We start from the raw sequence: 12,993 nt of genomic DNA, 5'->3' as shown, positions 1-12,993 counted from the left end.
TAAATGTAAAAGTTTATAGAGGTCTGCTAGAACTACGTTATCGTTTTCGTAATTTTGCAAACTATAAAATGAGAATATCATAATGCAAGATCAGACTCCATACGTTCCAGTTAACAAAGTAAGAATAGTAACGGCTGCCAGCCTTTTTGATGGGCATGATGCTGCTATTAACATCATGCGCCGTATCATACAGGCTACTGGTTGTGAGGTGATTCACTTAGGTCACGATCGTAGTGTAGAAGAAGTGGTAAATACTGCTATTCAAGAAGATGCAAACGGTATCGCCATGACCTCTTATCAAGGTGGACACAACGAGTATTTTAAATACATGCGTGATTTGCTAGTGGAGAAAGGTGCTGGACATATCAAGATCTTTGGTGGTGGTGGTGGAGTAATTCTTCCTTCAGAGATCAAAGAACTTATGGATTACGGGATTACACGTATTTACAGTCCAGATGATGGACGCTCTATGGGACTTCAAGGAATGATCAATGACCTTGTGAAGACCTGTGATGTTCCTGTTCCCGCTTTCGCGAAAGCGGAATTAAACGGAGAATTGCTCAAAAATGACGTTCCTACCATAGCAAGATTGATCTCGCTAGCTGAGAATAGACATGAAGATTTTGTAAAACACTTTGCAGAAGCTGATAAAACAGAAAAGCAAGCACCTGTCCTAGGAATTACGGGAACTGGTGGTGCAGGAAAATCATCATTGGTTGATGAATTAATCCGCAGATTTTTAATTGACTTTCCAGAGAAAAACATAGGTATCATATCAGTAGATCCATCTAAACGTAAAACTGGTGGTGCTTTATTAGGAGATAGAATACGCATGAATGCGATTAACAACGATCGTGTGTATATGCGATCGCTTGCGACCAGACAGTCCAATCTAGCACTTTCTAAGCATGTGCAAGAAGCCGTAGATGTGTTGAAAGCTGCTAACTATGATTTAATCATTTTAGAAACCAGCGGAATAGGGCAGAGCGATACTGAAATTTTAGAACACAGTGATGTTTCTTTATACGTCATGACACCAGAATTTGGTGCGGCAACGCAGTTAGAAAAAATCGATATGCTGGACTTTGCAGATGTGGTGGCGATCAACAAATTTGACAAACGTGGTTCTCTCGATGCATTGCGTGATGTAAAGAAACAATACCAGCGCAATCACAACCTTTGGGAAGTAGATCCTGAAACCTTACCAGTTCATGGAACCATTGCAAGTCAGTTTAATGATCCAGGAATGAATGCTTTGTACGAGGCGTTAATGGCTGAGGTGACTAAGAAAACAGGTGTTGATTTAAGCTCTAAAAATGAACTTAATAAAGCGCAAAGTGAGAAAATATTTGTCATTCCGCCAGCGAGAACTCGATACTTAAGCGAGATAGCAGAAAGTAATCGTGCTTATGATAATACCGCAACCGTACAGTCTGAAGTTGCTCAAAAGTTGTATGGTGTTTATAAAACTATTCAGACTGTTTTAAGTTCAGAGTTCGGAGTTAAGAGTGCAGAATTGATGGATGAAAAGGGTCTGAATGAAGAGTTACTATTAACTCATAACTCTGAACTCATAACTTTATTACTCGCCCAATTCAATAAATCCCTAAAAGATCTCGATCCATACAATTGGGAAATCATTACCACATGGGATGATAAAGTAAATAAATACAAACAACCTATTTACGAATTCCAAGTACGCGATAAAGTCATCAAAATTGAAACGCATACAGAATCACTTTCTCATAAAATGATTCCTAAAGTGGCGCTACCTAAGTACAGCGCATGGGGCGATATATTGAAATGGTGTTTGAAAGAAAATGTGCCAGGAGAATTTCCATATACTGCAGGACTGTATCCGTTTAAGCGTACTGGAGAAGATCCTACCAGAATGTTTGCCGGTGAAGGTGGACCAGAACGTACCAATAAGCGATTCCATTATGTGAGTTTGGGAATGCCTGCAAAGCGTTTATCAACGGCGTTTGATTCTGTTACGTTATACGGTAATGATCCAGGATTGCGACCAGATATTTATGGTAAAATCGGTAATGCAGGTGTAAGTATTTGCTGTTTAGATGATGCTAAAAAACTCTATTCAGGATTTGATTTATCACATCCTATGACTTCGGTATCGATGACTATTAACGGTCCGGCGCCTATGTTGTTAGGATTCTTTATGAATGCCGCAATCGATCAAAACTGTGAGCGATTCATAACAGAAAACGATCTGGGCGATAAAGTAGAGGCAAAGCTCAAAGAAGTTTATGATGATAATAATGTAGAACGTCCTTCTTATTTAAACGCTCAAGGCGAAAAAGTATATTCTAAAAATGGTGCGGTAGATACCAGCAAATTGCCTGAAGGAAATGACGGTCTAGGTTTAATGCTTCTCGGCCTTACAGGAGATCAAATTCTTGATCCAGCAGATTATGCACGTATCAAGATGGAAACTCTTGCACAAGTGCGTGGAACCGTTCAGGCCGATATTCTAAAAGAAGATCAGGCACAAAACACTTGTATTTTCTCCACAGAATTTGCCCTACGTTTAATGGGTGATGTTCAGCAATATTTCATAGAAGAAAAAGTGCGCAACTTTTACAGTGTATCCATATCTGGATATCACATTGCAGAGGCTGGAGCAAATCCTATCACGCAACTCGCCTTTACACTGGCAAACGGATTTACTTATGTAGAATACTACCTAAGTCGTGGTATGGACATCAATAAATTTGGTCCTAACTTAAGTTTCTTCTTCTCAAACGGTATTGATCCAGAATATTCTGTAATTGGTCGTGTGGCAAGAAAGATTTGGGCTAAAGCGATGAAGAACAAATACGGCGCCAATTCTCGTGCACAAATGTTGAAATACCACATTCAGACTAGTGGTCGCTCACTACATGCACAAGAAATAGACTTTAACGATATACGTACGACATTGCAAGCGCTGTATGCGATTAATGATAACTGTAACTCGTTACATACTAATGCTTATGACGAGGCGATCACCACACCTACAGAAGAATCTGTAAGACGTGCGATGGCCATCCAGTTGATTATCAATAAAGAATTAGGTCTTGCCAAAAATGAGAACCCTATCCAAGGAGCATTCATCATTGAAGAACTTACAGATCTTGTAGAAGCAGCAGTTTTAGAAGAATTTGACCGCATTACAGAACGTGGTGGTGTTCTAGGAGCGATGGAAACCATGTACCAGCGCAGTAAGATTCAAGAAGAATCCATGCACTATGAGATGTTGAAACACACGGGCGAATTCCCGATTATAGGTGTAAATACCTTCTTAAGTTCAAAAGGTAGTCCTACGGTCTTGCCAGCTGAAGTAATCCGTGCGACTGAAGAGGAGAAACAAGCTCAAATTGCTACTAAGGATAATTTGCATTCCGCTTTCGCGAAAGCGCAACAAGAACAATTATCAAAGATTCAAAAAGCCGCCGTAGAACAAGGCAACATCTTTGAACATCTTATGGAAGCCACCAAGGTTTGTACATTAGGACAAATCACAGAAGCCTTGTTTGAAGTAGGTGGGCAGTACCGCCGTAACATGTAAGCAGACTCTAAGGTTTTGCCCAGTAAAACCTTAGAGCTCGCTTACAACGAATATTCTAATTTATTAGCTGTCATTCCGAACAACGTGAAGGAATCTAGGGTCGATTTCTATAAAAGCAGATTGCCGCGCTACTCTCGCAATGACGTTTTCAAAGTCAATCCGCTGAAGAGCGGATTCGCTTTATGGTGACTGTAGACGTTGATCAATTCAATGATCTTTTGAAATCTCATACAGTGAAGTACCTATATTTTTTTACCTCAGGTCATTAATCTTAATAGTTATTGAAACTTTAAACTGCCACCTTTTGTAATTTGATCATAGGTTATAATTTCTTTTAATTCTGTATCGTTTAATTTAATATTCAGAATTTTATTCAAATCATCAGTTGTTTTATCAATGTAAAGAACATTCTCTTTATTAAGAATAACTTTAGCCTTGTTAACTTGTGGTATTCCTAATACAAACTCTGCATTGGCAGGATTTACGGGATAAAAACCTAAAGTAGAAAAAATATACCAAGCACTCATTTGTCCACAATCATCGTTTCCAGTTATTCCATCTGGTTTATCGCTGTAAAACCTATTATATATTTCTGTTATGAGTTGATTTCCTTTTTCTGGGGTATTTGAAAAAGCATATAAATATGCAATGTGATGACTAGGTTCATTACCGTGTGCATATTGACCTATAAGACCTTCTTGACCAAGGTGTTTGTCTGCATCGTCATTAGATAGCCTAAAGAATTTATTTAATTGATTTGTGAAATTATCTTTCCCACCTAAAAGCTCAATGTAGTTCTTTACATCATAATGACTTGGTGTCCAGGTGTATTGCCATGCATTTGCTTCTGTGTAATCTCCTGGATTATTCATAGGCGAGGTGGCTTCCAAAGGTTTAAAAGGGTTTCTAAAATTACCTTTTGAGTCTTTTCCACGCATTAAACCTGTTTCGCTATCAAATAAATTTTCGTAGTATTTTGACCTTTTGCTGAAAATTTCAGCGATACTATCTCTACCCATTTTTTTTGCCATTTTCGCAATAGCGTAATCATCAAATCCACTCTCGAGTGTTCTAGAAACAGATTCATTATCTAAAAAGTCAAATGGATAATAGCCGTATTTGTTATACATTTCCCAGTCAGAATTTAAATGATTTTCTGTACTGGATTTTACCATGGCGCTCATGGCCTCATCATAACTAAAACCTTTAAATCCTTTATGATATGCGTCAACAATAACTGGAATAGAGTGATTACCAATCATACAATGGTTTTCTTGTCCCCAAGCCGTCCAAATAGGAAGATAACCTTGGGCTTTGTAATGTGCTAAAAACGTATTAATAAAACCATCTACACGTTCAGGTACAAGAATGGTGTATAAGGGATGTGCTGCTCTATACGTATCCCAAAGCGATAAGGTTGAATAGTATTCTCCATTTTTGGCCATCGCAATTTTATCATCAGCACCTCTATACTGCCCATCTACATCTGCAATATTTGAAGGTTGTAAAAACAAATGATACATAGCCGTGTAAAAAATGGTTTTTTGTGTATCATCAGCTTCAATTTCAATCTTTTTTAAATAGGTATTCCAAATTTGTTTTCCTTCGTTTTTAACTTTTTCAAATTCCCAATGGTCTAATTCTGTTTTAAGATTGTTTTTTGCACCATTAACACTAACAGTAGATAAGGCGACTTTGCATTTTAAGATGTTGTTTTTAAGATTGAAATCTAAAACATATTTTGGTGCATTTTCTTTAGGGTCAGCTGGTAATTCTTTAATTGCTGCATATTTTTGGTCGAACGTGAGTGTAAAAAAGTACTTTCGTTCTACCCAATTTTTAGTGTGGCAATAACCAGAGATTGTTTTCTTATCAGCTTCTAATTTAATAGCACTATCCAACACCAAACTATCTGTTAAAAACCGCAAACCGTGTTGAAGGTTGACCAATAGTTTTGCCTTGTTATTTGGATATGTATAACGATGAAATGATACACGCTCGGTTGAGGTAAGTTCAGCTTTTATGTTGTTAGAAAGTTCAACTGAATAATAAGATACCTCTGCATGTTCTTTTATTTTTTTTGCGGAATACTTGCTAGAATTACCGTTAAATGGATATAACAGAATATCTCCAAACTCACTTATTCCAGTGCCACTAGCTCTTGTGTTTGAGAATCCAATGATGGTTGAGTCCTTTAATTGGTAACCGCTTGTGTAATCCCAACCTTGGTCTGTATTATCTGGTCCAGGTTGTACCATTGCAAAAGGTCTGCTTGGTCCAGGAAAGGTGTGTCCAGTTCCGTCTGTTCCAATAAAAGGATCTACATATTTGGTGTAATCAGCAGATCTCAATTCAACTTTATTATTGTCAGTACAACTTAAAAAAGTTGAAAACGCTAAAATTATGAATAGGTATTTCTGCATTTGGTTTTAATTATTGTCAACGGCAAAGGTATAAGGCGAGTGAGGCGTTTTAGCTGGTATTCGCTATAACTTTTGTTATTAAATTGTCTTAGTAAAAATACAGAATTTTTCTTACATCACAGCCTCACAATAAGCCTTTAAAACGTCTTATTCGCTTTATATGATGTTCTTGCCAGTTTTCTAGAACTAGAAGATTATAGTAATAAAAAAGGCTCCAGAATCTAATTAACGAATCTACGAGTCTAGAATTATAGTGTCTCAAATTAATGAAGAAAAGTGTTGTTTTTTACCTCAGTTCTTTGATGTACGCTGGCCTTTTTCAAATCTTTTTTAGACGTATTGCTTTTTGAAAATAATATTTTTAATTCGTCCGTTCTCTAAATTTAACCCTTGTACATCTCCATTTTCATCTCTAATAACTTTAATTTTGTAAGAACTCATCATTCTTAGATAGTCTTTTGTGATGAGTTTTCCATCTCGTTTTCTTCCATTTTTGATAATGTTGTAATTAGCATTTTTGACGTGTTCAATTACAATCTCTGTATCGGTTTCTTCATTGAAATAGGTTCCGTTTAAGCTCGTATCATAACCATTTTCTATTTCTTCAGTTGGTATTTTATGATAAACGCTTGGTTCTTGGGTCGCTAAATATAAAGTCAACTTTTGTTGCTCTTTCCCAATATTAGAAAAATTCATTTTAAGTTTATCGTTTGTCTCATAATGAAACAAGCTTTGTTTTTCGTTTATAATTTTTACTGGTTCTCGTTGATAAATCTCTCGAAATAAAGAACCATCGTTTTCACTTATTTTCATTATAGTCCCATCAACGTTTTGATAATTGCCTATAATTCTTTTGATATTTTTCAGTCTTTCCGTTTTCTTGGGAACTGATGGGTATTTATCATTATTTATGTCTAATTCAAAAACAATATCTGTCAATTGTTGTGCTAAATAGTTTGTAGGTACGTTGCTATTATTTGACATTATGACTATTGATAGGTTTTTATCTGTGAATCTAAAAAATGTCGCATTATATGCTCCTGTGCTACCATCGTGATAGGTGTAATCTAAACCTTCATATTTGCCGAACATCAATCCATATCCGTAGTTGTCAAAATTTACATTTTCTATTGTCGATTGGCTTTTGTCGATTATTGAAGTTGATAGGTATTTACCATTATTTTGTTGAATAATTTGCTCCCATTTTAATTGGTCTTCTAAAGTTGTGAATAAACCACCATCTCCATTTAATTCTGTTACTATTGGATATTCTCGCCAACCATTCCAATTACCGTAAGGTCTTGCCTTATTTGGAATTACGGCCATATAATTGGTGAGAAATGATGAATTTTCCATTCCTAATTCTGTAAACAATGAATTAGAAAAATCTTTGAACTTAATGCCGGTTACTTTTTCAATGATTTCTGTAAGAAGTATATAGTTAGAGTTGCTGTACAGATACTCTTTTCCTGGCTCAAAATTCAAGTCTGTCTGGGACTGTAAAAGTTCGATTGCATCATCGTTAACTATAAAAAGTTCATACCAATCTTTACCTTTCAATGCCCATAAACCGTAAACGTCTCTAATTCCACTTGTATGCGTCAATAGATTGGATATTGTAATTTTATATTCGATTTCTTCATATAATTCGGGTAAATATTTTCTGATATCATCATCTAAGGCTAATTTGTCCTGCTCAATTAATCTCAAAATGCACAAAGCGGTAAATTGTTTGGCATTTGAGGCTATATTAAAACTTGTATTTTTGTCTATTTTTATTTCGTGTTCTAGGTTTGAATAACCAATATACTTTTCGAATACAGTTGTTCCATCCTTTACAATTCCGACTGCCATTCCGGGCGAAATCCCATCTATATATTTCTCAATCTGACTGTCGAGCTTGTCAATTATTGGCTTTTCCAATTCTTGGGAATATGCATTTATACTAAGAAATAAGAATGTTAATATTAATGTTTGTTTCATTATAGAATGTTTGTTTTGGATTGCGTACAACGTCAAGTATAAGAATAGTAGCCGATTGCGTGGTACTTTCCTGTCAAAATACAAAAAAATGATACGGGCTACAACTCCTGAATTTACTACTATCTCGGCTATTATTCTTGTAAATTTTTACCAACTGCCTTTTCTCAGGTTTATATTTTTTCTAAATATTCCATTAACCTTATTTTCGCATCTTTCTTAGCTTTTTCATCTCCTTCAGATGTCCCCCCGAATTCAAATTCGTAGTCTTTACCATTAATATTCATGTGTCCAATTCTATTATTCGAATTTATTTCTGGATGACTTGATATTAAGTGTCCAGCTTTTTCATATTTAATATTCTGAAAAGAGTGTTTAAAGTTATTTTCTTCTATTCTCTGTTCAATCATATCTGCCATAAATGAGGATGGCCAAACCTTATCATCTTTCCCGGAAAAAAGTATAATGGGACCATTGATTTTTTCTACTTTAATTGTTGCTTCAGTTACATAATCAGTTTTTACCAAACCACTTTTCCAATATTCCAAAGTTCCGATTTTATTTGAGTCGTTTCCCGAAATTTTATCCATTGGTATGTATGGAATATCTTCTCCAAGATATTTCCAACTGGGTTTAAGGTCATCTGAATTATAAGGAAGAACTGTATTAGACCAGGAAACCGAACTTGGTGCATAAGCTATAACGCCAGCAACATATTTAGGAAATAGAGAAGCAATTAATAGTGATAATTCAGCATTTCTCGATGCTCCCATCACAATTATTTTATCTGGGTGAACTTCTGGCTGTTTTCCCAACCATGTCAAAGCTTTTTCAAAATATTCTAAATTAATTTCTTCAGTTAATTTTGGCAAACCTTCTTTTCCAGTATATGGTAGGGATACGCCAATAAATCCCTTATTGGCAAATTCCTGTCCCCAGTAATCGCCCCATTGTCCACCACCTAATAGAACTATCGCAGCTTTCTTCTCCGAAATATTTTTCGCAAAATAATTTGCCTGAAATCCATTCTCATTAATGGTTCTAGATTTAACTCCATCGAATAGTAAACTGTCTGCAATAAAGTACCCGACAATCAGCAAGGCGATTGCTCCAATCCAAATAATAAGTATTCTATTTTTTCTCATTTTTCAAGGTTGTTGGTAACGGCAAAGGTATAAGGCGAGTGAGGCGTTTTAGCTGGTACTCGCTTTATCTTTGGGTATTAAATTGTCTGAGTAAAAATACAGATATTTTCTTACATCACAGCCTCACAATAAGCCTTTAAAACGTCTTATTCGCTTTATATGATGTTCTTGCCAGTTGTCCAGAACTATAGGATTATAGTAATAAAAAAGGCTCGAGAATCTAATTGATGTATCTACGAGACTAGAATTATAGTGTCTCAAATTAATGAAGAAAAGTGTTGTTTTTTACCTCAGTTCTTTGTTACCAGCAGGTTTTTTAGTCACTTAATTGCCTTTGTATAGGTTCTAATTCTTTCAATTCTTCTTCAGTAAAAAGTCTATAATGGATTTTAAATGTTTTGTTAAGTGATGTCTCTAATGAAAAACCACCAGCACCAAAACCATCTAAGACATCAAGAGTGAAATGGCTGTATTTCCAATATTCAAATAAATCTCTATCTACCCAAAACTCACAACCATCTATTGAACCAATCAATACATCGTTGGTTCTCAAATAAAACCCACCTTTTTCAAAGCATTGTGGTTGTGTACCTTCACAACAACCACCAGCTTGATAAAACATAAGTTCACCGTGAGTCCTCTTTAATTTGGAAATCAAGTTTAATGCTTTATTTGTTGCTGATAATCTATTAATCATGATTACAAATATTTGTTAAACAAATTAAAAACAGGGGCATACAGCCAAAAGTGTTATGCCCCTATTTATTAAGGGTTAAAAGAATCCTAATTTATTTTTGTTATAATTAATTAGCATATTCTTTTCTTGTCTGTAATGTCCAAGCATCATTTTATGATTTTCACGACCAATACCTGATTGTTTATAACCGCCAAATGGGGCACCAGCTGGGTAGTCGTGGTAACAATTCACCCAAACTCTACCTGCTTGAATAGCACGCGGAACTTGATATAATTCGTGTGCATCTCTTGTCCAAACCCCAGCACCTAAACCGTATAGTGTATCGTTAGCTATTTCAATAGCTTCTTCTGTATTTTTAAATGTTGTTACAGATACAACTGGTCCAAAAATTTCTTCTTGAAATATACGCATTTTGTTATGTCCTTTAAATATAGTTGGTTGAATATAGTAGCCATCGCTTAATTCACCATCCATATTTTTTATATCACCTCCTGCTAATACTTCTGCGCCTTCTTCTTTACCAAGTTTTAGGTAGGAGGCTATTTTTTCTTTCTGAATTTTTGAGGCTTGTGCACCCATCATTACATCAGTATCTAAAGGATTTCCCATTTTTATAGCATTGGTTCTTTCCACTACCTTTTTCAAAAATTCATCCGCTATGCTTTCGTGTACCAAAATACGAGAAGGACAGGTACAAACTTCTCCTTGATTAAGGGCGAATAATACGGCTCCTTCTATGGCTTTGTCTAAAAATTCATCATCACTATCCATTACCGATGGGAAGAAAACATTTGGTGATTTTCCACCCAATTCGAGCGTAACAGGAATGATATTCTCTGTTGCATACTGCATTACTAAACGACCAGTAGCGGTAGAACCTGTAAAGGCAGCTTTAGAGACTTTAGGATTTGTAACCAATCCTCTTCCGAGTTCTGCACCAAATCCATTGACGATGTTGATAACCCCATCTGGCACAAGGTCTGCAATGAGTTCCATCAATACTAATATTGAAGTAGGTGTACTTTCTGCAGGTTTCAATACTACACTACAGCCAGCCGCCAATGCAGGAGCAAGTTTCCATACCGCCATTAAAATTGGAAAATTCCATGGAATGATTTGTGCTACTACACCAATGGGTTCATAGACAATCATAGAAACGGTATGTTCATTTAACTCTACCACTGAACCTTCCTCGGCACGTATCACACTTGCAAAGTAACGGAAATGGTCTATTGCCAAAGGTATGTCTGCATTTAGTGTTTCTCTAACTGCCTTGCCATTGTCAATGGTTTCAACGATGGATAGATACTCCAAATTCGCCTCCATTCTATCTGCAATTTTGTTTAAAATGATACTCCGTTCTGTTGCTGAAGTTTTACTCCAATTCGCAAAAGCATTATGCGCTGCATTTACTGCTAATTCAATATCTTCTTTTGAAGAGTGGGCGACCTTGGTAAACACTTTTCCGTCAATAGGAGAAATATTATCAAAATATTTTCCAAGTACTGGAGCAGTCCATTTGCCATCAATGAAATTGTCATAATGGTTTTTAAATTCTGGTCTCTTTAATGTTGCCATATTTATTATTATTTAAATTATCACAAAATACTATTTTTTTTTGACTTGCTGGTAACGGTCTTGTATATGAAAAGTACCAGATTTTATACACTAACTTTTTCGGATTATAACAGACCTTTAAATTGTTCATTTTCTTATGATTAAGCGACTAAACCGCTATTATTTTTATACAACTTAAGTTTGATTCTCAATAAATTTGGATAATAAACAGAAAGAACAAAAGAGAGAATTAAGGTTATGATATACGGTGAAGCTTAAGACTTCGACAACATTGATAATCCTCTCTCTTTTACTACTCAATCACGTTCAGTTCTATGAGACATTTAGATCTCGTTTTTAAGTTGTTGTGAGTAAAGTAGATGGTTCTTTCCTAAAACATTTAATATGAATAAATATAAAGAAACTTTTGGAGTAGACATTAGTAAAGATGTATTTGATGTACACGGTAGTGAATCTGGTCATGAGCAGTATAAAAACGATGAGACTGGATTCAAGAAATTATTAAAATCTTTACCTAAAGATAGTTTAGTAGCCATGGAAGCCACAGGCTATTACCATTATCGACTCGCACAGTTTCTTTACAAAAATGGGGTAGAGGTATCGGTAATCAATCCATTATCTATAAAGCGATTTATCCAGATGAAGTTATCCAAAGTAAAAACAGATAAGAGCGATTCAAAAGCCATTTGTGAGTATGCCTTAATCAATGAGGTACCTATTTACAATGCCTTGACAGATGTTCAAAGTGAATGCTTACAGCTGTTCAGATTACTAGATACCTATTTGAAACAACGAACAGCGACTAAGAACAAAATGCACGGCGAGGAAGCATTAGGACTTCCATCTATGTTTGTTTATCGATCGCTAAGGCGTAATAAAAAGCAGTTAGATAAAGAGATCATAGCTATTGAGGCAAGGATACTATCCTTGGTTAAAGAAGACCAGCAACACCAGTTAACCTTGCTGACATCTATACCAGGAATAGGACAGAAAACCGCTTTATTTCTAATAGTAGTTACCGATGGCTTTTCAAAGTTTGAGAACGCAAGTCAGCTATGCAGTTATGTAGGTATCACACCTACAATACGAGATTCAGGCAGTAGCGTGAGAGGACGATCGAGGATAAGTAAAGTAGGTAATAGAAAGCTTCGGAATCTCTTGTTTCTATGTTCGTTTAACGCATGTAAACACAATAAAGCATGTCGTGAACTGTATGAGCGAATCGTTAACAAAGGAAAGAGTAAAAAACTAGCATTAATAGCAGTAGCAAATAAACTCCTGAAACAATGTTTTTCTATCGCAACATCGGGCAGGCCTTATGATGAAACTCACGTTTCAGTGTTGCCTCGATAACTAGAAGATTATACTAATAAAAAAGGCTCCAGAATCTAATTCATGAATCTACGGGCCTAGAATTATAGTGTCTCAAATTAATGAAGAAAAGTGTTGTTTTTTACCTCAGTTCTTTGTTGGCAACTGGCTTTTCAAATTGCTTTAAATAGTGATTCAACTATTAATCATCTGGTCTTTCAGGAATATAAACAACATCAATTTCCACTTCATTTCCATATGTTACTATGATGGAACATAAAACAGAAACACTTT

Annotated in this window: 7 protein-coding genes; 2 read left to right on the top strand and 5 right to left on the bottom strand. The window is 35.6% G+C overall.

Translation table 11 applies throughout. From position 1 onward, the window contains the following. Window positions 1–82 precede the first annotated feature (82 nt). The gene (locus ACTF48_RS04215; protein ID WP_438961894.1) at window positions 83–3,565 is read left to right on the top strand and encodes a methylmalonyl-CoA mutase family protein; all 3,483 of its coding nucleotides are present in this window, start codon (window positions 83–85) and stop codon (window positions 3,563–3,565) included. Window positions 3,566–3,843: 278 nt separating this feature from the next. On the opposite strand, the gene ACTF48_RS04210 is transcribed toward ACTF48_RS04215, so the two are convergent. From ACTF48_RS04210 to ACTF48_RS04190, 5 genes are all read right to left on the bottom strand, one after another. Continuing rightward, window positions 3,844–5,988 (bottom strand): GH92 family glycosyl hydrolase, encoded by a 2,145-nt coding sequence (locus tag ACTF48_RS04210; RefSeq protein WP_438961893.1) that lies wholly within the window; start codon window positions 5,986–5,988, stop codon window positions 3,844–3,846. A 330-nt stretch (window positions 5,989–6,318) separates the two neighbouring features. Then, a complete protein-coding gene (locus ACTF48_RS04205; RefSeq protein ID WP_438961892.1) occupies window positions 6,319–7,971 on the bottom strand; it encodes a serine hydrolase domain-containing protein in 1,653 nt (550 codons plus the stop codon). A gap of 170 nt (window positions 7,972–8,141) precedes the next feature. Next, on the bottom strand, window positions 8,142–9,113 hold the full coding sequence (locus ACTF48_RS04200) for an acyl-CoA thioester hydrolase/BAAT C-terminal domain-containing protein (RefSeq protein WP_438961891.1): 972 nt from the start codon (window positions 9,111–9,113) through the stop codon (window positions 8,142–8,144). 316 nt (window positions 9,114–9,429) lie between these two features. Further along, complete coding sequence (locus ACTF48_RS04195; RefSeq protein ID WP_438961890.1) at window positions 9,430–9,810, bottom strand: DUF779 domain-containing protein; 381 nt, start codon at window positions 9,808–9,810, stop codon at window positions 9,430–9,432. 75 nt (window positions 9,811–9,885) lie between these two features. After that, complete coding sequence (locus ACTF48_RS04190) at window positions 9,886–11,388, bottom strand: aldehyde dehydrogenase family protein (protein ID WP_438961889.1); 1,503 nt, start codon at window positions 11,386–11,388, stop codon at window positions 9,886–9,888. Between the two features lie 384 nt (window positions 11,389–11,772). On the opposite strand from ACTF48_RS04190, the gene ACTF48_RS04185 reads away from it, so the two are divergent. Continuing rightward, window positions 11,773–12,741: an IS110 family transposase gene (locus tag ACTF48_RS04185; protein ID WP_438961888.1), complete on the top strand. Its 969-nt coding sequence runs from the start codon at window positions 11,773–11,775 to the stop codon at window positions 12,739–12,741. Window positions 12,742–12,993: the final 252 nt, after the last annotated feature.

The organism is Nonlabens sp. (assembly GCF_965660805.1).
Lineage (GTDB): Bacteria > Bacteroidota > Bacteroidia > Flavobacteriales > Flavobacteriaceae > Nonlabens.
The sequence above is the reverse complement of the archived record's forward strand: the minus strand, read 5'-3'. Positions and strand labels throughout refer to the sequence as shown.

What these genes read in the sequence shown, in the direction of transcription:
- ACTF48_RS04215 (WP_438961894.1), top strand. Translation starts at nt 83, where the DNA reads ATGCAAGATCAGACTCCATACGTTCCAGTTAACAAAGTAAGAATAGTA.
- ACTF48_RS04210 (WP_438961893.1), bottom strand. Translation starts at nt 5,988, where the DNA reads ATGCAGAAATACCTATTCATAATTTTAGCGTTTTCAACTTTTTTAAGT.
- ACTF48_RS04205 (WP_438961892.1), bottom strand. Translation starts at nt 7,971, where the DNA reads ATGAAACAAACATTAATATTAACATTCTTATTTCTTAGTATAAATGCA.
- ACTF48_RS04200 (WP_438961891.1), bottom strand. Translation starts at nt 9,113, where the DNA reads ATGAGAAAAAATAGAATACTTATTATTTGGATTGGAGCAATCGCCTTG.
- ACTF48_RS04195 (WP_438961890.1), bottom strand. Translation starts at nt 9,810, where the DNA reads ATGATTAATAGATTATCAGCAACAAATAAAGCATTAAACTTGATTTCC.
- ACTF48_RS04190 (WP_438961889.1), bottom strand. Translation starts at nt 11,388, where the DNA reads ATGGCAACATTAAAGAGACCAGAATTTAAAAACCATTATGACAATTTC.
- ACTF48_RS04185 (WP_438961888.1), top strand. Translation starts at nt 11,773, where the DNA reads ATGAATAAATATAAAGAAACTTTTGGAGTAGACATTAGTAAAGATGTA.